Genomic DNA, 22,516 nt, shown 5'->3' with positions numbered 1-22,516 from the left:
CGAAATGAAAAATTTCCTGCAAGCAGTATTACTGGTTGTGGTCCTTTCTTCGGTGGTTTCCTGTTCCAAGGAATCCCTGGAAGAAGTACCCGTAACGCACGCCGCCAACGTTCCCGCCGTGGAACAGGCGCTGCTGGGGTTGGTCAATGACTATCGGGCCCAGTTGGGGTACGAATCCCTGGCCTTTAGTGCGGTGGCCTATTCCTATGCCAACGATCATACGGATTACATGATCGCCACCGGAGCCATCAGTCATTACAACTTCAGCGCCCGGGCTTCCAGTATTGCCGAAGAGGCAAACGCCACTGCTGTGGCAGAAAATGTGGCCAAGGACTACCCGGATGCCCAGGCAGCCTTCCAGGGCTGGATCAACAGCGAATCCCATCGCAAAACCATCGAAGGCAACTTTACGCATACGGCCATCAGCGTAAAGCAGGCCCCGGACGGGAAGTTGTATTTCACCCAGCTCTTCTACCAGCAGTAAGGCCGGCCCTCCCGGTTCAACCCCCTTTTTGAAGCTGTTTTTCGTACCTTTCGGAGGCTAATCCAAAATGTAAATCCCATGGCTATAGCCCCCCCTTTCAACCTGCACCGATGGGTGGAGGAAAACCGCGACCTGCTTAAACCCCCGGTAGGGAACAAAAACCTGTATCGGGATGCCGAGGACTATATCGTAATGGTGGTGGCAGGCCCCAATGCCCGCAAGGACTACCATTACAATGAAACGGAGGAATTGTTCTACCAGTTGGAGGGCGAGATCCGGGTCCATATCCAGGAAGACGGGGCCAAAAAAACCTTTACCCTGGGGGCAGGCGACATGTACCTGCATCCGGCCCGGGTACCCCATTCCCCGGAACGCCTGCCCGGTTCCATTGGCCTGGTGGTCGAGCGCAAACGGGCCCACCTGAACGCCCGTGACGGCCTGTTGTGGTTTTGCGACAACTGCAACCACAAGCTCTACGAAGCCTATTTTCCGCTGCAGGACATCGAGAAGGACTTCCTGGCCCATTTTGAGCACTTCTACGGCTCGGAGTCCCTGCGGACCTGCTCCGAGTGCGGCACGGTGATGGAAGCGGACCCGCGCTTTGTAGCCGAAAAAGACTAATATGGTCCTGGCTCTACATATCCTTGTCGGGGGAATCGCACTGCAGCATCTGGGTTTCCTCTGGCTCGAAATGTTTGCCTGGACCAGCCGTGGCCCGCGGGTATTCGGGCATCTGCCCAAGCCCCTGTTTCACCAGACCAAAGCCATGGCCGCCAACCAGGGGCTGTACAATGGCTTCCTGGCCGCAGGACTCCTTTGGGGCCTTTGGGTCTGCGACCCGCTTTGGCATAGGCAGATCACCTTATTTTTTCTGGGGTGCATTGCCGTGGCCGGAATATATGGGGGCTGGAGCGTCCACCGGAAAATATTCCTGATCCAGGGACTGCCTGCACTGCTTGCTATTGGAATGAACCTGGCCTTGCACTGAGGATAAGATTCCAACCGGGACCTATGGTAAGGCCCCGGAGATTTCGTAATTTTGTATCATCTATAACATTACAGACTAAAAAAGTTAAAAATGACAGAAGCCGCTGTGGATTTCGGAATAGACCAGGCCTTAAAACAACTGGGGATCGCCCCCACCAACCCGGGAACTTCTACGGGTTCGGAGTGTTTCGGCTCCGGGGAACTCATTGAATCCTATTCCCCTGTGGATGGGGCCCTGATCGGCAGTGTACATGCCACCACCGCCAAAGATTACGAAAGGGTGGTACAGGCCGCCGAAGCCGCTTTCCGCGTTTGGCGGGAGACCCCTGCCCCCAAACGGGGTGAAATCGTCCGCCAGTTTGGCGACCGGCTTCGGGAGCTCAAGGAGCCCCTGGGCAAACTGGTCTCTTATGAGATGGGGAAATCCTATCAGGAGGGCCTGGGAGAAGTCCAGGAAATGATCGATATCTGCGATTTTGCCGTTGGCCTCAGCCGGCAGCTCCACGGGCTTACCATGCATTCCGAAAGGCCCGGGCACCGCATGTACGAACAATATCACCCCCTGGGGATTGTGGGCATTATTTCTGCCTTTAACTTCCCGGTGGCGGTTTGGTCCTGGAATACGGCCCTGGCCTGGGCTTGCGGGGATGTCTGTATCTGGAAACCCTCGGAAAAAGCACCGCTTTGCGGGGTGGCCTGCCAGAAGATCGCTGCCGATGTTTTCCGGGAAAACGGTTTGCCGGAAGGCATCTCCTGCCTGATCAACGGAGACTACAAGGTGGGGGAAATGATGACAACCGACCGTCGCGTTCCCCTGGTTTCCGCCACCGGATCCATCCGCATGGGTAAAATTGTCGCCCAGGCTGTGGCGGCCCGCCTGGGCCGTTCCCTCCTGGAACTCGGGGGTAACAATGCCATTATCGTTACCCCGGATGCCGACATCAAAATGACCGTGATCGGGGCGGTTTTCGGAGCTGTGGGTACCTGCGGCCAGCGCTGTACCTCTACCCGTCGCCTCATTATCCATGAATCGGTTTACGACGAAGTTAAAGACGCCCTGGTCAAAGCCTACGGGCAGTTGCGCATTGGCAACCCCCTGGACCAGCACAACCACGTGGGGCCCCTGATCGATAAACAGGCCGTTGCCATGTATCAGAACGCCCTGGAGGAAGTAGTGAAGGAAGGCGGTAACCTGCTGGTACCCGGTGGGGTGCTTACGGGCAGCGGGTACGAAAGCGGTTGCTATGTAAAGCCCGCCATCGCAGAGGCCAGCAACCACTTTGAAATTGTACAGGAAGAAACCTTTGCCCCCATCCTGTACTTGTTAAAATACAGCGGCGACGTTACCGAGGCCATCGCCCTGCAAAATGGAGTTAAACAAGGTCTTTCCTCGGCCATAATGACCACCAACCTGCGCGAGGCCGAACGCTTCCTCTCTGCAGCAGGCAGCGACTGCGGGATTGCCAATGTGAACATCGGCACCTCCGGCGCGGAAATTGGCGGGGCCTTTGGCGGGGAAAAGGAAACCGGCGGGGGCCGGGAGTCCGGTTCGGATGCCTGGAAGGTGTACATGCGCAGGCAGACCAACACCATCAACTACACTGCAGAACTTCCCCTTGCCCAGGGCATTAAATTCGACCTGTAACGGCTTCGGGAAAATTCCCAAGAATCATTTTGGACATCCCCGCAACGGCGGGGATGTTTTATTTTGGTCCCTTAGGCAATGCGATAAAATGGGGTAAAAACAGAAAAAATCCGCCCGGTGTTGAGGTGGAACAAGGGCGGATTTCCAAACTAACCAAACTAATCCAAAACAATTAAGGTTTGAATTGGTGTCCTGACCCAGTGCCGTAACCTTGTCGGGAGGGGCAGGACTGAAACTGAGATACCCGAAAATATCTTTCAAAACCTACACCCCTGCTTCGAATTGTATGGGTGGTACCAAATATTGTATAAGTGGTACCCCGCCCTGGCCCCCGAATGCTTCTCCCGTTGTGAAAAGGCACTGAGACCCTGATAGATTGGGTTTTTTTTAATACCTTAAACTTCCGTTGGTGGCCATGGAAATTTGCCCCCGGTACGGCCTGCTGCAGGTTTGTCCCTAGCCCCCACGGCCCGTTCTTGCTAACACCAAATACCTGACGCCATATGGATATTTCTACAATGAGCACCGCCCAATGGATTTTGCTCCTGCTGGTTGGGGTGGTCTGCCTGATTATCGGTTATTTCTGGGGAAAACGAAGTGGCGATGCCGGGGCTGCCCTGGAAGCCGAGAAGTCCAGGAGTGCAGGCCTCCAATCGGAATTGGAGCAATGCAAGGTGCGCCTTTCCGAAGCCCGGCAAGCTGCGGAAGCCGTCTCGAACATCCCATTTGATCCCAAGGCGGCCAAAGCCGGTTTTGGCAAGTCCGTGAAGGAAAACGACCTGAAGATTGTGGAGGGCATTGGCCCGAAGATCGAAGGGCTCTTCCATAATTTTGATATTCATACCTGGAAAGCCCTATCGGACACTTCGGTAGCCCGGTGCCAGGAAGTCCTGGATTCCGGGGGGGACCGCTTTAAGGTCCACGACCCTTCCTCATGGCCCATGCAAGCCCGTATGGCCTATGAAGGCAAATGGAAAGAATTGGCCCGCTGGCAGGACGAACACGACCACGGGAAATTGTAGCTCTTACTTTCTACCTTTAGTTCCGGCCCTGTTCCTCCGGGTACAACAGGTGCACCGGATCGCTTTGCCAGAGCTGCCCAGAGGATACCTCCAGGGCTGAAAGCGGCCCCTTGAAAGCGGCGCCTGTATCCACATTGCAGATCCCGGCCGCCCTTTGGGGCGTGGTGTAGCCCAGGCGGGTTACCGGGGTATGCCCGATATATACTTCGCGGTACAGCCGCAACCTGGGCGGGTAACTCGGGTGGGACGGGTCCAGTCCGGGATTCAGTGCCTGGGCCATCTCCCAAAGGGTCCGGTCCCAGAAGAAGGTTTTGGAAAAATATTCATGCTCCACCCCACGCTGGTTGGTAAATCCGGCATGCACGTACAGGCGGCTGTCCGTGTCCAGAAAATAGGGCAGGGTACTCTCCAGGAATTGGATGTGTCGCTGCCGCTCGGCCGCCCCGACACCCCGATAGGAAGCTTGGGTAGCGGCGCCTCCGGAACGCAGCCACAACTCCGGTTGCCTGTTGTCGCGGAGCCAGTCCAGGCAAAGGTCGTCGTGGTTGCCCCGCAGGAATATGCAGGTGTGCCGGGTGGCGAGCGTTATCAGGAAATCTACGGTCTCGGCAGCCTGGCTCCAACCATCCACATAGTCCCCCAGGAAAATAAGGCGGTCTTCGCGGCCAGGGGCGGCCCGCTCCAGCAGTTGCCGGAGGCCCAGCAGCCCCCCGTGTATGTCGCCGATTACCAGTGTTCTCATTGGCTTACCCAGATTATTACAGCCACCAGCAACAGGACCAGCAACACCGTCAGGAATATTTTCCAGGCCGAATACGGCCGGCTTCCGTGGATCTGAGCCGTTTGACCGTTAACATAAAACCGGTAGGCCTTACCCCTGTAGCGGTAGCTGCTCACGTACACCGGAAGCAGAATGTGTTTGAAGGTTTCCTCCGATAGCCGGATGTCCGCATGGTGGATACGCTGGTCGTCCCCGCCTATATCCCGGCGAATCCAAAGGTATGCCGTTTCCTTGGCCTTTCGGAACGAGCGCTGATGTCCTTCTTTCAGGGAGACAGTATACTTTTCGGTCGTAAAACCGGAAAGGAAATCGGAATGGAACGGCCTTAGGGCGCTTAAATCCCAATGGTGAACCGCTCCCGGCAAAGCCCCGCCAGCTGTCTGGGACGCCTGAATCAGGATGTCGTCCAAAAACCCGGAAACACTTCCGACAGCAGGGCGCCACCGCGTTTTTCGCACTTGACGGGTCTGCGTCCCCTTAGAGGTCTGGTAGCGTTCTCTTACGTAATAATAATCCCCCCGTTCTCCTGAATAATCCGCATCTAGCCGGGCATCGAAAGTCCAGAAGGGAAGGTACAACCCGTGAATGGCTTCGGGGTCCAGAGCAGCCCGTTTGAGTTTGGACGGCGCAAACCAAAGCTTGCGGACCCAATCCCGGAAAATACGCCCGGCCCGCTGATGGTCAATTTGGAAGGGAACCACAGCACCGGGCAGGACCCACCCTTCCCGGAACAGGTCTTCCCGGATTAGCGGCTCCCCGCAGTAGGCGCAATGCAGAGACTTAAAACGCTCTTCCACATGCTGGTTGGCCCCGCAATTCTTACAATGCAGCAATTCGATGGTATCCGTATGGGCATGGTTCCCGGTTATGTCCAGGTAGTGCTCCAGCTCCAGTTCCTCGAAACTCTTGCGATTGGGTTCAATAAATGCCTCAAACCCGCAATACGGGCATTTCAATTGATCGGAGCCCGGCTTGTACAGCAGTTCAGCCCCGCAATGGGCACACGCCTTGCGGTTTTCGGAATGTTGGATAGTCTCTTGCATAGCAGCTAACAACAGTGCCCCAGCGGGATTCCTTCAGGGATCAGGCTCCGGGTAAAGGAGGGGGCATACTGCCCCCCAGGAAGGATTTGAGTTCCGGGATTTCCTGCAATGGCGTCCAGGCCTCTAATCCCTGCTTCCAGACCAGGGTATCCCGGTTAATGGTCCGGGCGGCAAAGAGTTCCTTGAGGCGCTCAAATGGCACCGGCCCTTGTTGTTGCCCGCCAAGGGCATAGTAGTAAGCTACGGCAGCGGGTATTGGCGGGGGAACCGCAGCGGCAGGGCCCGCTGCTGCGGGTGGATGCATCATTTGTCCCATTTGCTGGGCCAGGACAAAGCCCATCCCCATCCCCATTCCGGCCCCGGCGGTACCCCCTTCGTTGGAGGCCGCGGCTTCCATGGCCTTGGCCGCCTTGAACTGGGCCAGGCGGGAGAGGTCCAGCTTATCGAGCCGGCTGTATTCGAAGATTTCCTTTTTAAGCTCCTCGGGCATGGAGACATTTTCGATGTAGAATTTTTCCAGCTCTATCCCGACCCGCCCGAATTCGGGACTCATGACCTCCCGGCAGGTTTCCGAGAGTTCGCTCGTGTTGGCCGCGTAGAGCTCGAGGGGGAGGTTGGCCTCCCCTACGGTATCCGTAAAGCGGGTAACGATCAGGCTTTTCAGGTGTTCATTCACCTCATAATTGGTAAAATTCCCGTCCGTGCCTACCACGTTTACGACAAATTTGCCCGGGTCGGATATCCGGAAACTATAGGTCCCGAAGGCCCGGATTTCGGTAAGGCCAAACCGTTCGTCACTGAGCATCACCGGGTTTTTCGTGCCCCATTTTTCATCGGTGAACAGCCGGGTATTCACAAAGTAAACTTCCGCCTTAAATGGACTATTGAAGCCGTATTTCCATCCCTTCAGGGTGGTCAGGACAGGCAGGTTTTTGGTGGTTAGCTCGTAAGTTCCGGGGCCAAAGACATCCGCCAGCTGGCCTTCGTTTACAAATACCGCTTGCTGCCCTTCCCGCACCACAAGCTTAGCCCCGTTCTTGATTTCGTTCTGGTAGCGCTCGAACCGATGGACCAGGGTGTCATTGCTCTGGTCCAGCCATTCGACAATGTCAATGAATTCGTGGCTCAGTTTCTTCTTAATTTCATCAAATAAGCCCATTCAGCTGTTTGTTAGAGGATTAAACTTTAATCGGTGCTCCAGGTCGGCCGGCTTGGGGGAGTTTCCCGGCTTATCTTTCTCACCCCCTACAAGATACTATCTGCGGCGCATTTCAAAAAGATATAGCCTATTTAAATCGGTCAATTTTGGGAGGAACCCACAAATTAAAGTACATTTCAACCCTGAACACGGCCATCAAAGCCCGTACTGCCAGTTATGAGAAAGGTATTCTGCATCGGAGAATTATTGATCGACTTTGTAGCCGAAAACCAGGGGAGTAACCTCTCCCGGGCACAGCAGTTTACGCGCAAGGCAGGCGGGGCCCCGGCCAATGTGGCTGCAGCCATATCCAAACTCGGCGGTCAAAGCGCCTTTATCGGATGCGTGGGGGAAGATCCATTTGGCACCTTCTTGCAGCACACCCTGGAAAGCCAGGGGGCAGACACCCGTTACCTGCAGCGCAGCAGCACCTTCACCACCATGGCCTTTGTTTCCATTGCCGAAGACGGGGAACGGGATTTTGTCTTTAGCCGGGGCGCAGACCGAGAACTCAAATACCTGCCATCGGTTAAGGAGGACTTCAAGGGCAACCTCATCCACCTGGGTGCGGCTACCGCTCTATTGGGCGGGCCACTGGAGGCTGCCTATAATCATTATTTTTTCGACGCCCTTACCTGCGGGGCCTTCATCAGCTTTGATCCCAATTTCCGGCAGGATCTCTGGAAAAACCGGGAAGCCGATTTTGTAAAAAAATGTACCCCTTTTATCGAAAAGGCAAACCTCTGCAAATTCAGCCTGGAAGAAGCCCAGCTGTTGAGCGGTGCCGAGGATACCATGGAGGCCTGTAACCTCCTCCATCAAAAAGGGGTTGAAATCATTGTGGTTACCCTCGGAAAGGACGGCACCTTGCTGAGTATGGGAGAACGCAAAACCGTTGTTCCCAGCATCCCGGTTAAGGCCGTGGATACTACCGGGGCAGGCGATGCCTTTATCGGATGCCTGCTGCAACAGCTTGCCCGCACTGACAATCCCTTGCAAGTAGGGCAGGATTTTGATGCCCTGGCCTCAATGGTCCGGGTAGCCAATGCCGCAGGGGCCCTCACCACAACAGGTTTTGGCGCCATAGAATCCCTGCCGGACCGCCAACAACTCCAGCAAGCCCTGGCATGAACCAAAACGCAATACACCGCTTACTGGCCGGAGAAAAACTACAGGCCCCGGGCCGGAAAATCCCCCGCGAATTGTTCGAAAAAAGGCTCGCAGCCAATTTCACATTGGTGCAGGATCTGTTCTTCGGATTGTATCCGGACCAGGAGGATGCCTTTAGCCGCCTGCATGGCCTGCTGGCCCAATGGTTTGAACAGCGGCCGGCAGCGCTGAAAGCCCAGGACCTCCAACGCCAGCAGGAGGGAAATTGGTACCAATCCCACCGGTGGGTGGGGATGCAGCTCTATGTGGATCGTTTCAGTACAGACCTGAAAGGCCTGGAGGCTAAGTTGCCTTATTTTCAGAAACTGGGCATCAATTTCCTGCACCTGATGCCCCTAACCAAACGGCCAAAAGGGCCCAGTGACGGGGGGTACGCCGTAAACAGCTACACCGACATTGACCCCCGCTACGGCACTGATGCGGATTTTAAGCAGCTCTCCAAAACCTTTCGCGAGCACGGCATCTGCCTGATGCTGGATTTTGTGGTCAACCACACCTCAGACGAATTCCCATGGGCCGTAAAGGCCAAGGCCGGAGACCCGAAATACCAGCAGTATTACTACACCTATCCGGATCGCAGCGTGCCCGATGCCTTTGAGGCCAGCCTGCCTGAAATCTTTCCGGAATCCGCCCCCGGAAATTTTACCTACATCCCCGAGATGGACCGCTGGGTTATGACCGTGTTCAACACCTACCAGTGGGATTTGAATTACACCAACCCGGAGGTATTCCTCGAAATGCTTGGCAACCTGGTCCATTTGGCCAACCTGGGGATTGACGTGGTGCGGTTTGACGCCCTGGCCTTCCTCTGGAAAAAAATAGGTACGGTTTCCCAAAACCTCCCGGAAGCCCACAGGCTCATCAGCCTGTTCCGGCTCTGTCTGCAAACCGTGGCCCCGGGGGTGGTCCTTTTAGCCGAAGCCATTGTGGCTCCTCACGAAATTGTGAAGTATTTCGGGGAGGGGCGCCTGGAAGGAAACGCCTGCGAACTGGCCTACCATGCCACCCTGATGGCCTGCCTCTGGGATGCAGTGGCCACCAAAAAGACCCTGTTACTCTACAAGAGCCTGCACGAAATGCCGGCTAAACCAGAGTCCTGCACCTGGATCAACTACATCCGCTGCCACGACGATATTGGCCTGGGCTTTGACGATGCCCATATTGCAGCCCTGGGCTGGAACCCGCAGATGCACCGGCGTTTCCTGCTGGACTATTACTGCCAGCGCCTGGACTGGTCCCCGGCAGCCGGGGCCGTGTTTATGTACAACCCCCTTACCGGAGACGGGCGCATCACGGGCAGTGCCGCCTCCCTGCTGGGGCTGGAAAAAGCACTGGAGGCGGGAGATATGGAAGCCACAACCGCAGCCATGGATAAGCTGGTTATGCTCTACGGGATTGTGCTGGCCGCCCCGGGCGTGCCCCTGGTCTATGCCGGGGATGAACTGGGAATGCGCAATGATTACTCCTATCTGAAAAACCCGGATATGGCAGACGACAGCCGCTGGGTGAACCGCCCCATACACGACTGGGATACCGTTGCGCGGCTTGGCGAGCCGGACCTGCCTGCCACGCGTATTTTCCAAAGCCTGCAGCACCTGATCGGACTGCGGAAATCCCTCCCGGAGCTCACGGACGCCAACAACACTTCCTGGCACCTCCCGGGCAACCCGCACCTGCTGGTCATGGAGCGGCGCGGTAACACCGGGGGCCTGCTGGTGATCGCGAATTTTGACGCCGCACCACAGGTGCTCAATGCCAGCTGGGTGGAACGCCTGGGATACCTTTCCGGCGGGCAGTATGAAAATCTGGTCGATGGCAGTAAAACCTCCATTCACAGCGGCTTGCTGGAACTGGAGCCCTATGCCTTACTCTGGTTGAAAAAATTCTAACTGTACCTCACCTTACGCAAAATTCGCAGGGCTTCCTTCAGGGATTCGTGGGCATCCGGGTGGTAACCCTTCATCCAGGTACGCGCCTCCAGCATAACTTCGCGGGCATTTTCAAAACCGTTCAGGTAACAGATCAGTAAGAGGGAAGGGACTTGTACCAAATCTTCCCACTCCCTTGGTTTTAAAGGGATGCCCCTGCGCAGGCGGGTCAGGACTGCCGTACTGGAATTGTAGATGTGGTGCAGGGTCTTGCGTTCGTATTGGGGCGGTTCAAAGATCAGCTCGCTTTCGATATGGTACGCCCCGTTTTCGCGGAACCGGATGGCAACCTGTTCCAGGGGGTAGTAATGTTTCTGCCGTTCCAGCCCCAGGTACACGTATTCCACAATGGTGAAGGAGTTTTCGTCCAGGCGGATGGACACCTCGTCCAGGGCGGAATAAAACAATTTGACCTGTTCGTTGATCAGTTCAATGTCTACCCGCGACAAATACTCCTGTTCCTTAACCACCTTCCGGTGGCCCGCCCAGCACACCACAAACTGCTCCTTAAAGACCCTGTAGTGGCTGGGCAGGTCCGGGTGGCGGTAATTGATAAAGTCAATAACCCCGTCCAGGGTAAGCTCAATATTATTGCGGGCGTGCTGTTCGATGCGGCCCACCACTTCCGAATTGACATCGACCAGCTCCTGGGCTTCCTTCACGGGTTTGCTGATACTGCCCTCCCGGAAGAATACCATCCCGGCAAAATACTTCCAGATATTTTTCCGCAAGGCGCAAACCTTCCCGGAAGCAGAGATCGTTACCAATCCCACCACCTTGCCCTCCGGGAGGTTGGGAAACTGCACATTTTCGTAGGCGATTTTCGGGGGATGGTCCAGATAGGCATTTACCAGGTTCTGGATTTTGCTGTCATCAAAGAAATCGACCCCCAGAATGGCGTTATCGGCATCTTCCACCCCCACCACAATGTAAGACCGGTTGGCTGGGTTGCTGTTGGCCAGGGCACAGACGTGTTTCAGGAATTTGGCCTTTCCCTGCTTGGTGCCAATATCGATAAAGCGCTTTTTATCGTAAAAACTGTTTTCGTCGTTGTGCGCCAGGAGGCTTTTGATCAGCAGCCGCTTATTGATCATTCTTTCCGGACAATGGTACTGCTGGCCTGGGCCGTTGGCATCACCACCAGGTCTGCGATGTTCACATGGGGCGGGCGGCTCAGGGCAAAGGCAATAATCTCGGCAATATCTTCCGGGGTAAGCGGCTGGAACCCCTGGTATACCTGGGCTGCCCGGGTATCATCTCCTTTGAAGCGCACCTGGCTGAATTCCGTTTCGACCAACCCGGGGTTAACCGCGCCCACGCGGATGCCGGCTTCGTTCAGGTCAATACGCATGGCCTGGTTTAACGCGTCCACGGCATGCTTGCTGGCACAATACACATTGCCCCTGGGGTATACTTCCTTCCCGGCCGTGGAGCCAATATTGATAATATGGCCCTCTCCGGTTTCAAGCATCATGGGCAGGACCGCCCGGGTTACATAGAGCAAGCCTTTTACGTTGATATCGATCATGGCATCCCAGTCCTCCAGGGAACCGGACTGTATGGGGTCCAGTCCATGGGCATTGCCCGCGTTATTCACCAATACCCGGATGGGCCGGAAGGATTCTGGGATGGCAGCGATGGCCCCGGCCACTGCAGGCTGGTCCCGGACATCGAAGGCCAGGGTATGGAGCTGGTCCCCCCATTGTGCCTTCAGCTCGTCCAGGCGGTCCTGCCGGCGGCCACAGGCCACAATGCGGTAGCCCTTTCGGGCCAGTTCGTTTACAGTGGCTTTTCCGATGCCGCTGGTGGCACCTGTAATCAATGCGATCTGTTCCATCAGATAGGGTTTTAGGGTACTTTATGGCCCTGGGCCGCCTCCAGCAGGGTAAACCAGTCCTGCAATTCCAGGGTAATACCAGTGGCGTCCAGGGATTCTTTCAGGCGTTCCGGGCGGGTGGTTCCCACCACCGGGTGGATCATTGCCGGGTGCTTCATGAGCCAGGCCAGCAACAACTGGTTTTCGGAGGCTTCATATTTGGATTTCAGGGTTTCAAATACAACATCAATACGCGCTTTGGCCTCCGAGGCCTCCCGGAAATAACTTCCGAGCGGGCTCCAGGCCATGGCCAGGCGTCCATGCTGCAGGCAATCGTCCAGGACCCCGTCAAAAAGGGCCTCCCTGGCCGTCAGGGAACACTCAAACTGGTGGGCCTCCACCGGGGCAGCCGACGCAATCAGCGCGATCTGGGAGGGGGTAAAATTGGAAACTCCGAATGCCCGTACTTTTCCACTACGGGAAAGGGCTTCAAATGCTGCCGCCACCTCGGTCGGGTCCATGAGGGGGCTGGGGCGGTGCAACAACAGCAAATCCAGGTATTCCGTGCCCAGTTTTTGAAGGGATTGCTCCGCTGACCAAAGGATATAGGCCCGGTCGTACTGGTAATGCTTTACCTGCAACGGACGGGCCGCACTGGGGTACTGAATACCGCATTTGGAGATCATCTGCACGGCATCCCGGGCTATTCCGCTCTGGGCGAAGGCCTTTCCAAACGCTTCTTCGGTGGTATACCCGCCATAAATATCTGCATGGTCAAAGGTATGGATTCCCAGCTCCATACAATGGCCGATCAGGCCGGTCATTTCCGGGGTGCTCAGACGTCTTCCGCCCTGCCCCCAGGTCATGGCTCCGGCAATGATTCTGGAGAACTTTAAATCGCTGTTCATAGGAGGTTGAAAGTACAGAGAAAATCCCTTAAAAGCATCATAAAACTAGGGGTTTTCGGGTTTTTTTAACCTATCGTTAACAGGGCAATCGACCAGAATTTTCCAATTTGCGGGGTGCAACCAAACACACTTTATTGTCACGTTTTTACTAAACCTTTTTGAATGGAAGATACCAGTGCAGTTGATATCAGCGCTGTGAATGAGAAAATTGCGCAGGAAAGTGCTTTTATAGACCTGCTGATGCAGGAAATGGACAAAGCGATCGTGGGACAGCGCCACATGATCGAACGCCTGATGATCGGGCTGCTCGGGCAGGGTCACATCCTGCTGGAAGGCGTACCCGGATTGGCCAAGACGCTGGCCATTAAAAGCTTGTCCAAGGCTGTAAAAGGAAGCTTTTCCCGGATTCAGTTCACGCCGGACCTGCTCCCGGCAGATGTGATCGGGACCATGATCTACAACATCAAGGAGAACGATTTCTCAATCAAACGCGGCCCCATTTTTGCCAATTTCATCCTGGCAGACGAGATTAACCGGGCCCCTGCCAAAGTGCAATCGGCACTGCTGGAGGCCATGCAGGAACACCAGGTCACCATTGGGGACGAAACCTTCCCTCTGGATGAACCTTTCCTGGTTATGGCTACCCAGAACCCGGTGGAACAGGAAGGGACCTATCCCCTCCCGGAAGCCCAGGTAGACCGTTTCATGCTCAAAACCGTGATCGACTACCCCAAGATGACCGAGGAGCAGCTCATTATCCGGCAAAACCTGAGCGGGGAGCAAGCCGCCATCCGCCCGGTGGTGACCCTGAAACAAATCCTCAGTGCACAGCAGGCCGTGCGTGAGGTTTACATGGACGAGAAAATTGAAAAGTACATCTTGGATATTGTCTTTGCCACGCGTTACCCCGAAAAATACGAGCTGGCAGACCTGAAGCCGCTGATCAGTTTTGGGGCTTCTCCCCGGGGCAGCATCAACATGGCCAATGCCGCCAAGTGCTACGCCTTTATCAAGCGCCGGGGGTACGTAATCCCGGAAGATGTCCGTGCCGTGGTACACGATGTGCTGCGACACCGGATCGGGATCACCTACGAGGCCGAAGCGGAAAATGTGACCTCAGAGGACATCATCAACCGCATCGTGAACCAGGTAGAGGTCCCCTAAACCGGGAAATCCTGCCAGGAGGCTGCCTTTGGCATTTCCAAGGCCTTTCAAGCCCTGACCGATCATGGACACCAAGGAACTTTTAAAAAAAGTACGCAAGATCGAGATCAAGACGCGCCGTCTGTCCGATCACATCTTTGGCGGGGAATACCATTCCACGTTCAAGGGGCGGGGTATGACCTTTAGTGAAGTGCGACAATATCAGTACGGAGACGATGTGCGCTCCATAGACTGGAATGTGACGGCACGGTACAACGAACCCTTTGTAAAGGTGTTTGAGGAAGAACGGGAGCTCACCATGATGCTGCTGGTGGATGTTAGCGGCTCCGAATTCTTTGGAACGGTTGGGAAATTCAAACGGGAAATCCTGACGGAAATCTCGGCCACCCTGGCCTTTTCGGCCCTGCAGAACAACGACAAGGTGGGGTTGATCCTGTTCTCAGACGAAGTGGAATTGTTTATTCCTCCCAAAAAGGGCAAAAGCCATGTGCTGCGGATAATCCGCGAGCTGCTGGAGTTTGAGCCCCGCAGCCACCGGACCTCCATTTCCGGGGCCTTGAAATTCCTCTCCAATGTCATGAAAAAGAAGGCCATTGTCTTTGTGCTTTCGGATTTTATGGCCGAGGATTACCAGCATACCCTCCGCATTACCGGCAACAAACACGACGTAACCGGCATCCGGGTTTTTGACCCCATGGAAACCGAAATCCCGAATCTCGGGTTGGTGCGGATGAAGGACGCGGAAACCGGGCAGATGCGCCTGGTTAATACCCAATCCCGGGCGCTTCGCCAGCACTACGCCTCCTGGTACCGGCAGCGGGTAGATTATTTTCAGGAATCCTTTACCCGTGCTGGTTGCGGCGCCCTGGATTGCCGGGTGGACGAAAGCTACGTGAAAAAATTACTGGGATATTTCAAGCGACGGGCATGACCATCAGGACTTCCATATGGACCCCTATTGCCGCCCTGCTCTTTCTACTGCAGGGGCAGGTAGCCCAGGCCCAGCAGGCCCCGGTGATCCGCACCTCGGTAGATACGGCCAACATCCGCATCGGGGAGCAATTGCGCTTCACGGTAGCAGTAGAGGCGGACACCACCGCTCAGGTGATTTTCCCGGAAGGGCAGACCTTCTCCCCCCTGGAAACTGTGGAAGCCCTGAAAACCGACACCACCCGGAAGGACAACCGCTACCTGCTGCTCAAAACCTATGCCCTTACCCAGTTCGACTCCGGGTACTACCTGCTGCCCAGCCAGCGCATTGAAGTAGATGGCCGAGGATATTTTACCGATTCCCTTTTTGTCTCGGTGGCCACAGTCCCCGTAGATACCGTCAACCAGAAAATGTACGACATCAAACCCCTGGAAACGGTAGAGGGCCGTTCCTGGGGATGGATCAAAACCATAGGATGGGTGTTGCTGGGACTGGTGGTGGTTGCCGCCGCGGTATACTTCCTGCTGCTGCGAAAAAAGCCCCTGACCGATGCCGAGGCCCAGGCCCTGTTGCCCCCGTTTGAGCGTGCCATGGTACAGCTCCGCCAACTGGAACAGTCCCGTTACCTGATCCAGGACGAATTCAAGCAATACTACACGGAACTCACGGACATTGTCCGGTCCTACCTGGAAGACGAGGTACACGTAAGCGCCATGGAGAGTACCACCTCCGAACTGATCACCAAACTGGAAATGCTGCGCGATGCAGGCCAGCTGAACCTGGAGCCGCAGACCCTGGCCCAGTTCAAAGGCATTTTGGAAACGGCAGACCTGGTGAAATTTGCCAAAAGCAAACGGCCGGTCTCCGAAGCCGAGCAAGACCGCAAGGTGGTGGAACTCCTGGTGGTCAAAACCCACGACGCCCTGCCGGAGCCCACGGAAGAGGAGCTCCTGGAGCAGGAAGCCTATCGGGAAAACCTGCGGGCCGAGCGCCGGCGCAAACGGGTGTGGATTAGCGCTGCGGCGGCAGGGGTAGCCCTGTTGCTGGCCCTGGGCGGAGCCATCGGGTATTACGGTTACAGGCCGGTGCGCGATACCCTGATCGGGACCCCCACCAAATCCCTGCTGGAAGGGGAATGGGTGAGCAGTTCCTACGGCTTTCCGCCAATCCTGCTCCAAACCCCTGAGGTCCTGCTCAGAAAGGAAGTGACCCTACCCCCTGAGGTACAGGAGGCCGTATACAGCACCAACATCTTCGGCTACGACAATCCCAGGGCGCGCCTTTCGATCATGGTGCAGTCTACGGTGCTGAACAACCAGGAGGCGGTACCCGACATCGATCAAACCATAGAAGCCGTATTACAGCAGCTCGAAGCTTCCGGGGCCCGGAACATCATCACCAAACAGGACCCGGTTAAAACCCTTTCCGGCGCTGAGGGGATAAAGGTTTATGGCAGTGCGCGTTTTGAAATCCCGGATTCTGGCGACGCCCTGGATGGGAAATACCAAATCCTGCTTTTTGCCACCAAGGGCAGCCTGCAACAGGTAGTGATTACCTGGGAGGACGAGGATCCCTACGCCCAGGAAATCGTAGACCGAATTGTACAATCCCTGGATGTGAAAACTGAAGTATGATAGGCAGCAACGTCACCTTTGCGAACCCGGAGTTTTTCTGGTTACTGCTGGCCCTGCCTGTAGCCCTGGCCTGGTACCTCTTCAAACGGAATCGCCAGAGTCCCAGCCTGCGCATCTCCAGCCTGGCCGGGTTTGGCACCCCCGGGTGGCTCGGGCGGTTGTACCCGCTGGGGTTTGCCCTGCGCCTGCTGGCTATTGCCGCGGTAATAACAGCCATGGCGCGGCCCCAGACATCCGAGGTATCCACCCGGACCAAAACCACCAAGGGCATCGACATTGTCATGGCCATAGACGTTTCCTCCAGTATGCTGGCGCGGGACCTGAAACCCAACCGCCTGACCGCACTAAAGGAAGTGGCGGGGGAGTTTATCCGCAAACGCCCCAACGACCGCATCGGGTTGGTGGCCTATGCCGGGGAAAGCTATACAAAAACCCCGATTACCAGCGACAAATCCATAGTGCAGGGGGCGCTTCGGGAAATCACCTACGGCCAGCTGAACGACGGTACAGCCATCGGGATGGGCCTGGCCACGGCGGTGAACCGGCTTAAGGACAGCAAGGCCGTTTCCAAGGTCATTATCCTGCTTACGGACGGGGTGAATAACGCCGGGTTTATCGAACCCCAAACCGCGGCAGACCTGGCTTTGGAATACGGGATCAAAACCTATACCATCGGGTTGGGTACCAACGGGAATGCGCCCTCGCCCATTGGCTACAACCCGGACGGCTCCTTCCGCTACGGCATGCGGCAGGTAGAGATTGACGAAGCCTTGCTGGAGGATATTGCCGAAGCTACGGGCGGGCAGTATTTCCGGGCTACGGACAACGAAAAACTGGAAGCGATCTACGAAGAGATCAACAAACTGGAAAAAACGGAAATCGAAGAATTCAAATACTACCGGTACGAGGAAAAGTTCAGGCCATGGGTCTTGCTGGCCGGCGGCCTGCTGCTGTTGGAGTGGCTGCTGCGGTTTACCCTCTTCCGGAGTTTTATCTGATGCGAGCATGATACAGCTGGATGCGACATCCTATTTTTACCTGCTGCTGGTAATCCCGGCCCTGTTGCTGGTATATGCCGTTCACCACCTGTGGAAAAAACGGGCCCAGCGCAGGTTTGCAGATGCCCGCCTGCTGCGCAAGCTGGCTCCGGACCGCTCCCTGTTCAAACCCCAGTTGAAAGCGTTCCTGTTCCTCTCCGCCCTGGCCCTGTTGGTCATGGGGCTGGTGAACCCCAAAATGGGGACCAAGATGGAAACTGTGAAACGGGAAGGGGTAGACATTGTTTTTGCGGTGGATGTTTCCAAAAGTATGCTGGCAGAAGACATTGCCCCCAACCGCCTGGAAAAAGGCAAGCGACTGGTCTCGGAGATCATTAACCAGCTGGCCAGTGACCGGGTGGGGATTATCGCCTATGCCGCCCAGGCCTATCCGCAGCTGCCCATCACCACAGATTACGGGGCAGCCAAGATGTTCCTGCAGAGTATGAATACCGATATGCTCTCTTCCCAGGGTACGGCTATTGGGCAGGCCATAAAGCTGGCCACCACCTATTTCGACAATGAGGAACAAACCAACCGCGTGCTGTTCCTGGTAACCGACGGGGAAGACCATACCGAAACTTCCATCCCGGATGCGCTGGAAGCCGCAAGGGAAGCCGGGATCCGGGTGTACACCATAGGCGTGGGCACTGCCAAGGGGGGACCCATCCCCATCAAGCGAAACGGGGTGCTGGAAAGCCTTAAAAAAGACCAGGAAGGGGAAGTGGTGATTACCCGCCTGAACGAAGATATCCTTTGGGAAATTGCCTCCGAGGGCAATGGGGAATACATAGACGGCAGTAATACTGCCGAGGCGGTTTCTGCCATTAGCCAGATGCTGCAGCAAATGGATAAGATGGAGTTTGAAGCCAAACAATTTGCCGAGTTCAAGGACCAGTTTCAATGGTTTTTGGGCGGGGCCGTCCTCTTGCTGTTACTCGATATTTTTGTGCTGGAACGCAAAACGGCCTGGCTGCGCAAACTGGATTTGTTCAACGAAGAAAAAGCTGCCTAGATGCGATGGATTAGTTTTCTTATTTGCCTGATGCCGGCGCTCCCTGCCTGGGCCCAGGAAAACCCGAAACAGGTGCGCAAAGCCCTGGAGGCATCCCGCGAGATCACCCGCCAGGCCAATGAAGAACTGGCCGCAGACGATTTTGTAGACGCCGAAGCCAACTACAGGCGGGCCATCTCCAAAAGCGAGGCCAACGCCGTGGCCCCTTACAACCTGGGCAATGCCTATTACGAAAAGGAAAGCTTTGGGGAGGCCGTTGGCCGGTATAAGGAGGCCGGGGCGCGTACGGACACCAAAGCCCAGAAACACAAGGCATTCCATAACATAGGCAATGTCTTTATGAGGCTGGAGGAATACGAGAAAGCCGTGGAAGCCTATAAGGAGGCGCTGCGCAACAACCCCACGGACGAAGAAACCCGTTACAACCTGGCCCTGGCCAAGGAAATGCTCAAGAAGCAGCAGGAGGAACAACAACAAAACCAGGAGCAGCAGGAAGACCAGGAGCAGGAACAGGACAAGGACCAGGAGCAGGAACAGAACCAGGATAACAACGAACAACAGGGCGACAATCAGGACCAGCAGGACCAGCAGGGGGAAGACGACCAGAAGGAAGAGAACGAAAAAGGCGAGGGCGACCGGAAGGAAGAAAAGGACCGCAAACCGGAAGATTCCAAGGAACAGCCGGAAAAGCCCAGGCCCAACCAGCTCTCGCCCCAGCAAATCCAAAACCTGCTGCAGGCTATGGAGAACGAAGAAAAAAAGGTGAAGGAGAAAATTGACGCCCAGAAAGTAAAAGGGGCGCCGGTTAAAACGGAAAAAGACTGGTAAATGTACCGCAGGATCCTCATACTGGCCTTGTTTGCCGGCATGCTTATGCCGCAACTATCCCTTGCCCAGGATCCGGAAGCGGTAACCTTTGCACTCAAGGTCAGCAAGGAACGCCTGGGGGTGAATGAACGCCTGCGTGCAGATTTCGAGATGAACCGGGATGGGGATAATTTTATCCCCCCGGATTTTGCAGGCTTCCGGGTATTGATCGGGCCTTCCCAATCCATCAGTTCGTCCTGGATTAACGGGGTAAGATCCTATTCCAAAACCTATTCCTACGTCCTGGAACCCACCGAAAAGGGGACCTTGACCATTGGGCAGGCCAGTATTGTGATCGGCGGGGAAACCTATAAGACCATCCCAAAGGAAATTACCGTTACGGATGCCGTGGACAACCCCAATGGCACCCCTTCTTCGGACGATGTGGCGGCCCGGAACCTGCACCTGGTGGCAGAGGTTTCCAAGGCCAATCCCTATATGAATGAACCCGTAAGCGTGGTTTACAAACTCTATTTCAGCTCTGCGGTGGGCGTCTCGAACTTCCGCCCGCTGGACAACCCCAAATACAACAACTTCTGGAGCCAGGAAATCCCATTCAGTAAGTACAATGTAGAAAACGGGACCTATAACGGACAGCCCTACAGGTATGTAGTGCTTAAACGCGTGGTGCTCTACCCCCAGAAAAGCGGAGCCCTGGACATAGAACCCCTTGCCCTGGACGTGACCCTGGACATCCCTACTGAACGACGGGATTTCTTCGGGAACCGCATCTATACCACCACCCATAAGAACGTTTCCGCAGGCAAGCGGACCATCCAGGTTAAACCCCTGCCGCTGCAAGGACAGCCCGAAGGATTTACCGGGGCAGTAGGGCAATTTGACTTTAAGGTGGAAACCACCAAAAAATCCCTGAATGCCTCGGAATCCCTGCAGGCCAAGGTCACGGTTTCGGGTAAGGGCAACCTGAAACTCTTCCAGTTGCCCGACCTGAACCTCCCCAGTGCGCTGGAGGTTTACGACCCCGAATTCCGGGAGCAGGTGCGAACCACCATCTCCGGAATGCAGGGGAGCGTGAGCGAGGATTACACTATTGTTCCCTCCTTCCAGGGGAAATACCCCATCCCGGAAATTGAATTCACCTATTTTGACCCGGATTCCGAGTCGTATAAAAAGCTCCGTTCTGAGGAAATCACCATTCAGGTGCTGGAAGGTCCCACCCCTGCCATAGCCGCAACACCGACCCCAGATACCGAACGCAAAGCCCCGGTAATACGCGGGGACCAATTCCATTTTATCAAGCTGCAGCCTAACCTGAGCGCCCGGGCCCGGGTGCCTTTCTTCGGGACGCAGAAATATTGGGTGCTTTTGCTCTCGCCCGTATTATTAATCCCCCTGGTTATCCTTGCCCGCAAACGCAGACAACGGCACGAACAGGATGTGGAGGGCAGCCGCGTGCGCCGCGCCAACAAACTGGCGCGCCGGTACCTGGGGCGTGCCAAAAATGCCCTGGGCGACCAGGAGGAATTTTATGTGGCCCTGGAACGGGCGCTACACAACTACCTCAAGGCCAAACTCAAAATCGAAACCTCCGAATTCAGCAAGGATAAAATTCGGGAGGTACTCGAGAAACGCGATATTGCCCAGGAAACCCGGGAAGGCTTTATCGCCCTGCTGGAAAGCTGCGAAATGGCCCGATACAGCCCCTTTAGTATTGGACGGATGCAACAGGATTACGACAAGGCCAGTTCGGTTATTTCGGCCCTAGACAAAGTACTATAGATGAACAAGCACTGGTTTCTTATCTCTGCCTTTTGGATACTGCTGGCCCCCTGTGCCGCCCAGGTTCCGGCGGACAGCCTTTTTGCCAGGGCTGCCGAAGCATACAATGCGGGGGATTATGATGATGCGATTGCGCACTACCAGGACATCCTAAGTCAGGACCTGCATTCGGCCGCCCTGTACTTTAATCTGGGCAATGCCTATTACAAGCTGGGGCAAATCGCGCCCAGTATCTACCATTATGAAAAGGCGCTCCTGCTGGACCCGGGCGATTCTGAAATCCGGAATAACCTGGAGTTTGCCAGGAATATGACCCTGGACGATATACAGCCCCTGCCCCGGAGCGATCTCCATAAAGCCTATGATCGCGTGCTCTACTTCTTCGGGATGGATGTTTGGGCCGGGATTGGCATTGGCTTTATGTTCCTCTTTGTGCTGGGGGCTATCTTCTATTACCTGCTCTACCTGCCCAACCAGAAGCGCATCTCCCTGATCGGGGCCCTGGTGGCCCTGCTGCTTGCCGGTTTTGCCTCGGCTATGGCTTACCTCAACTTCAGGGACTACCGGCAGGACCAGCCCGCAGTGATTTTTTCGGAGGCCGTAACCGTACACGCAGAACCCAACCCGCGTTCCGAAGCCGTCTTTGAGTTACACGAAGGCACCAAGGTGCAAATGCTGGATCGGCTGGACAACTGGGTACGCCTCCGGATTGCAGACGGTCAGACCGGCTGGGCCCCGGAAGACAGTATGAAAGCCCTTAAAGATTTTTAGCTTCCTTCTGCGGATATGTAAACAGGTCGGTTATATTTGTATTTAGCCGATTGAAATGGACCTGAAACCCTTCATAGCGTCCCTGGCCCTGATATGGGCACTGTGCATTGTGGCACCGCCCTCCCTGTGGTACACACTGCAGGAGGATGGTATTTGCCTGTCCCTCACTTCGGGGGAAGAGGAACCGGGTGAAACCCAGGGGCCGGACAAATGGGAAGAAAAGATTACCTGCTCCCATGCATTCCCAGGACTCCTGACCCACGGCTTGCAAAACAACCCCACCCCATTTACCCTCCCCCTGCCGGCCGGCAATCTGGCCCGGGACATTGTTTTGCCCCCTCCCGAGGCACCACGTGCCTGATTTTCCGACATCCT

General features: G+C 55.7%; 22 protein-coding genes. 16 read left to right on the top strand and 6 right to left on the bottom strand.

Annotated elements, in window-relative coordinates:
• Nucleotides 1-4 precede the first annotated feature (4 nt).
• The 5 genes from OZ410_RS04895 to OZ410_RS04875 all read left to right on the top strand — a co-directional run bounded on the left by OZ410_RS04895 (nucleotide 5) and on the right by OZ410_RS04875 (nucleotide 4,138).
• A complete protein-coding gene (locus tag OZ410_RS04895; RefSeq protein WP_277706799.1) occupies nucleotides 5-484 on the top strand; it encodes a CAP domain-containing protein in 480 nt (159 codons plus the stop codon).
• A gap of 78 nt (nucleotides 485-562) precedes the next feature.
• The gene (locus OZ410_RS04890; protein ID WP_277706798.1) at nucleotides 563-1,105 is read left to right on the top strand and encodes a 3-hydroxyanthranilate 3,4-dioxygenase; all 543 of its coding nucleotides are present in this window, start codon (nucleotides 563-565) and stop codon (nucleotides 1,103-1,105) included.
• 1 nt (nucleotide 1,106) lies between these two features.
• Entirely contained in the window at nucleotides 1,107-1,472 is a 366-nt protein-coding gene (locus OZ410_RS04885) for a DUF1304 domain-containing protein (protein WP_277706796.1), read from the top strand.
• A 90-nt stretch (nucleotides 1,473-1,562) separates the two neighbouring features.
• Nucleotides 1,563-3,116 carry an L-piperidine-6-carboxylate dehydrogenase gene (amaB, locus tag OZ410_RS04880; RefSeq protein ID WP_277706795.1) on the top strand — a complete coding sequence of 518 codons (1,554 nt, stop codon included), beginning with the start codon at nucleotides 1,563-1,565 and terminating at the stop codon, nucleotides 3,114-3,116.
• 503 nt (nucleotides 3,117-3,619) lie between these two features.
• On the top strand, nucleotides 3,620-4,138 hold the full coding sequence (locus OZ410_RS04875; RefSeq protein WP_277706794.1) for a hypothetical protein: 519 nt from the start codon (nucleotides 3,620-3,622) through the stop codon (nucleotides 4,136-4,138).
• Nucleotides 4,139-4,154: 16 nt separating this feature from the next.
• Here the strand turns inward: OZ410_RS04875 and OZ410_RS04870 are convergent, their stop codons facing one another.
• The 3 genes from OZ410_RS04870 to OZ410_RS04860 are packed head-to-tail and all read right to left on the bottom strand — an operon-like array spanning nucleotide 4,155 to nucleotide 7,121.
• On the bottom strand, nucleotides 4,155-4,880 hold the full coding sequence (locus OZ410_RS04870; protein ID WP_277706793.1) for a metallophosphoesterase: 726 nt from the start codon (nucleotides 4,878-4,880) through the stop codon (nucleotides 4,155-4,157).
• Nucleotides 4,877-5,962 (bottom strand): TFIIB-type zinc ribbon-containing protein, encoded by a 1,086-nt coding sequence (locus OZ410_RS04865; RefSeq protein ID WP_277706792.1) that lies wholly within the window; start codon nucleotides 5,960-5,962, stop codon nucleotides 4,877-4,879. Before OZ410_RS04865 ends, OZ410_RS04870 begins: the two co-directional genes overlap by 4 nt.
• Before the next feature lie 40 nt (nucleotides 5,963-6,002).
• On the bottom strand, nucleotides 6,003-7,121 hold the full coding sequence (locus OZ410_RS04860; RefSeq protein WP_277706791.1) for an SPFH domain-containing protein: 1,119 nt from the start codon (nucleotides 7,119-7,121) through the stop codon (nucleotides 6,003-6,005).
• A 216-nt stretch (nucleotides 7,122-7,337) separates the two neighbouring features.
• Here OZ410_RS04860 and OZ410_RS04855 point away from each other — a divergent pair, with 216 nt between their 5' ends.
• Together OZ410_RS04855 and OZ410_RS04850 are read left to right on the top strand one after the other, a co-directional pair.
• Entirely contained in the window at nucleotides 7,338-8,291 is a 954-nt protein-coding gene (locus OZ410_RS04855; RefSeq protein WP_277706790.1) for a carbohydrate kinase family protein, read from the top strand.
• Nucleotides 8,288-10,219 carry an amylosucrase gene (locus tag OZ410_RS04850; RefSeq protein ID WP_277706789.1) on the top strand — a complete coding sequence of 644 codons (1,932 nt, stop codon included), beginning with the start codon at nucleotides 8,288-8,290 and terminating at the stop codon, nucleotides 10,217-10,219. Before OZ410_RS04855 ends, OZ410_RS04850 begins: the two co-directional genes overlap by 4 nt.
• On the opposite strand, the gene OZ410_RS04845 is transcribed toward OZ410_RS04850, so the two are convergent.
• Genes OZ410_RS04845 through OZ410_RS04835 form a run of 3 tightly spaced genes read right to left on the bottom strand, consistent with a single transcriptional unit; the run spans nucleotide 10,216 to nucleotide 12,982 of the window.
• Nucleotides 10,216-11,352, bottom strand: a complete 1,137-nt coding sequence (locus OZ410_RS04845; RefSeq protein ID WP_277706788.1) for an ATP-binding protein — start codon at nucleotides 11,350-11,352, stop codon at nucleotides 10,216-10,218. The genes OZ410_RS04850 and OZ410_RS04845 overlap by 4 nt on opposite strands.
• Nucleotides 11,349-12,095 (bottom strand): SDR family NAD(P)-dependent oxidoreductase, encoded by a 747-nt coding sequence (locus tag OZ410_RS04840; RefSeq protein WP_277706787.1) that lies wholly within the window; start codon nucleotides 12,093-12,095, stop codon nucleotides 11,349-11,351. The genes OZ410_RS04845 and OZ410_RS04840 overlap by 4 nt, the downstream gene beginning before the upstream one ends.
• 11 nt (nucleotides 12,096-12,106) lie before the next feature.
• Nucleotides 12,107-12,982, bottom strand: a complete 876-nt coding sequence (locus tag OZ410_RS04835) for an aldo/keto reductase (RefSeq protein ID WP_277706786.1) — start codon at nucleotides 12,980-12,982, stop codon at nucleotides 12,107-12,109.
• Between the two features lie 162 nt (nucleotides 12,983-13,144).
• Between OZ410_RS04835 and OZ410_RS04830 the strand changes: the two genes are divergently transcribed.
• From OZ410_RS04830 to OZ410_RS04790, 9 genes are all read left to right on the top strand, one after another.
• On the top strand, nucleotides 13,145-14,146 hold the full coding sequence (locus OZ410_RS04830; protein WP_277706785.1) for an AAA family ATPase: 1,002 nt from the start codon (nucleotides 13,145-13,147) through the stop codon (nucleotides 14,144-14,146).
• Between the two features lie 64 nt (nucleotides 14,147-14,210).
• Nucleotides 14,211-15,077 (top strand): DUF58 domain-containing protein, encoded by an 867-nt coding sequence (locus tag OZ410_RS04825; protein ID WP_277706784.1) that lies wholly within the window; start codon nucleotides 14,211-14,213, stop codon nucleotides 15,075-15,077.
• On the top strand, nucleotides 15,074-16,711 hold the full coding sequence (locus tag OZ410_RS04820) for a hypothetical protein (RefSeq protein WP_277706783.1): 1,638 nt from the start codon (nucleotides 15,074-15,076) through the stop codon (nucleotides 16,709-16,711). Before OZ410_RS04825 ends, OZ410_RS04820 begins: the two co-directional genes overlap by 4 nt.
• Nucleotides 16,708-17,709: a vWA domain-containing protein gene (locus OZ410_RS04815; protein WP_420917744.1), complete on the top strand. Its 1,002-nt coding sequence runs from the start codon at nucleotides 16,708-16,710 to the stop codon at nucleotides 17,707-17,709. Before OZ410_RS04820 ends, OZ410_RS04815 begins: the two co-directional genes overlap by 4 nt.
• A 7-nt stretch (nucleotides 17,710-17,716) precedes the next feature.
• Nucleotides 17,717-18,763, top strand: coding sequence for a VWA domain-containing protein (locus tag OZ410_RS04810; protein ID WP_277706782.1), 1,047 nt, complete (start codon nucleotides 17,717-17,719; stop codon nucleotides 18,761-18,763).
• Nucleotides 18,764-19,591 carry a tetratricopeptide repeat protein gene (locus tag OZ410_RS04805; RefSeq protein ID WP_277706781.1) on the top strand — a complete coding sequence of 276 codons (828 nt, stop codon included), beginning with the start codon at nucleotides 18,764-18,766 and terminating at the stop codon, nucleotides 19,589-19,591.
• On the top strand, nucleotides 19,592-21,370 hold the full coding sequence (locus tag OZ410_RS04800) for a BatD family protein (RefSeq protein ID WP_277706780.1): 1,779 nt from the start codon (nucleotides 19,592-19,594) through the stop codon (nucleotides 21,368-21,370).
• On the top strand, nucleotides 21,371-22,141 hold the full coding sequence (locus tag OZ410_RS04795) for a tetratricopeptide repeat protein (RefSeq protein WP_277706779.1): 771 nt from the start codon (nucleotides 21,371-21,373) through the stop codon (nucleotides 22,139-22,141).
• Nucleotides 22,142-22,196: 55 nt separating this feature from the next.
• Nucleotides 22,197-22,502 carry a hypothetical protein gene (locus OZ410_RS04790; protein ID WP_277706778.1) on the top strand — a complete coding sequence of 102 codons (306 nt, stop codon included), beginning with the start codon at nucleotides 22,197-22,199 and terminating at the stop codon, nucleotides 22,500-22,502.
• Nucleotides 22,503-22,516 lie beyond the last annotated feature (14 nt).

Source organism: Robiginitalea aestuariiviva (genome assembly GCF_029537735.1).
GTDB classification, from domain to species: Bacteria; Bacteroidota; Bacteroidia; order Flavobacteriales; family Flavobacteriaceae; genus Robiginitalea; species Robiginitalea aestuariiviva.
The sequence above is the reverse complement of the archived record's forward strand: the minus strand, read 5'-3'. Positions and strand labels throughout refer to the sequence as shown.

Excerpts from the sequence above, each read along its gene's own strand:
- OZ410_RS04885 (WP_277706796.1), top strand. The coding sequence starts at position 1,107 with ATGGTCCTGGCTCTACATATCCTTGTCGGGGGAATCGCACTGCAGCAT.
- OZ410_RS04825 (WP_277706784.1), top strand. The coding sequence starts at position 14,211 with ATGGACACCAAGGAACTTTTAAAAAAAGTACGCAAGATCGAGATCAAG.
- OZ410_RS04805 (WP_277706781.1), top strand. The coding sequence starts at position 18,764 with ATGCGATGGATTAGTTTTCTTATTTGCCTGATGCCGGCGCTCCCTGCC.
- OZ410_RS04820 (WP_277706783.1), top strand. The coding sequence starts at position 15,074 with ATGACCATCAGGACTTCCATATGGACCCCTATTGCCGCCCTGCTCTTT.
- OZ410_RS04860 (WP_277706791.1), bottom strand. The coding sequence starts at position 7,121 with ATGGGCTTATTTGATGAAATTAAGAAGAAACTGAGCCACGAATTCATT.
- OZ410_RS04890 (WP_277706798.1), top strand. The coding sequence starts at position 563 with ATGGCTATAGCCCCCCCTTTCAACCTGCACCGATGGGTGGAGGAAAAC.
- OZ410_RS04875 (WP_277706794.1), top strand. The coding sequence starts at position 3,620 with ATGGATATTTCTACAATGAGCACCGCCCAATGGATTTTGCTCCTGCTG.
- OZ410_RS04850 (WP_277706789.1), top strand. The coding sequence starts at position 8,288 with ATGAACCAAAACGCAATACACCGCTTACTGGCCGGAGAAAAACTACAG.
- OZ410_RS04870 (WP_277706793.1), bottom strand. The coding sequence starts at position 4,880 with ATGAGAACACTGGTAATCGGCGACATACACGGGGGGCTGCTGGGCCTC.
- OZ410_RS04830 (WP_277706785.1), top strand. The coding sequence starts at position 13,145 with ATGGAAGATACCAGTGCAGTTGATATCAGCGCTGTGAATGAGAAAATT.
- OZ410_RS04855 (WP_277706790.1), top strand. The coding sequence starts at position 7,338 with ATGAGAAAGGTATTCTGCATCGGAGAATTATTGATCGACTTTGTAGCC.
- OZ410_RS04800 (WP_277706780.1), top strand. The coding sequence starts at position 19,592 with ATGTACCGCAGGATCCTCATACTGGCCTTGTTTGCCGGCATGCTTATG.
- OZ410_RS04815 (WP_420917744.1), top strand. The coding sequence starts at position 16,708 with ATGATAGGCAGCAACGTCACCTTTGCGAACCCGGAGTTTTTCTGGTTA.
- OZ410_RS04790 (WP_277706778.1), top strand. The coding sequence starts at position 22,197 with ATGGACCTGAAACCCTTCATAGCGTCCCTGGCCCTGATATGGGCACTG.
- OZ410_RS04845 (WP_277706788.1), bottom strand. The coding sequence starts at position 11,352 with ATGATCAATAAGCGGCTGCTGATCAAAAGCCTCCTGGCGCACAACGAC.
- OZ410_RS04795 (WP_277706779.1), top strand. The coding sequence starts at position 21,371 with ATGAACAAGCACTGGTTTCTTATCTCTGCCTTTTGGATACTGCTGGCC.
- OZ410_RS04865 (WP_277706792.1), bottom strand. The coding sequence starts at position 5,962 with ATGCAAGAGACTATCCAACATTCCGAAAACCGCAAGGCGTGTGCCCAT.
- OZ410_RS04810 (WP_277706782.1), top strand. The coding sequence starts at position 17,717 with ATGATACAGCTGGATGCGACATCCTATTTTTACCTGCTGCTGGTAATC.
- OZ410_RS04840 (WP_277706787.1), bottom strand. The coding sequence starts at position 12,095 with ATGGAACAGATCGCATTGATTACAGGTGCCACCAGCGGCATCGGAAAA.
- OZ410_RS04895 (WP_277706799.1), top strand. The coding sequence starts at position 5 with ATGAAAAATTTCCTGCAAGCAGTATTACTGGTTGTGGTCCTTTCTTCG.
- amaB (WP_277706795.1), top strand. The coding sequence starts at position 1,563 with ATGACAGAAGCCGCTGTGGATTTCGGAATAGACCAGGCCTTAAAACAA.
- OZ410_RS04835 (WP_277706786.1), bottom strand. The coding sequence starts at position 12,982 with ATGAACAGCGATTTAAAGTTCTCCAGAATCATTGCCGGAGCCATGACC.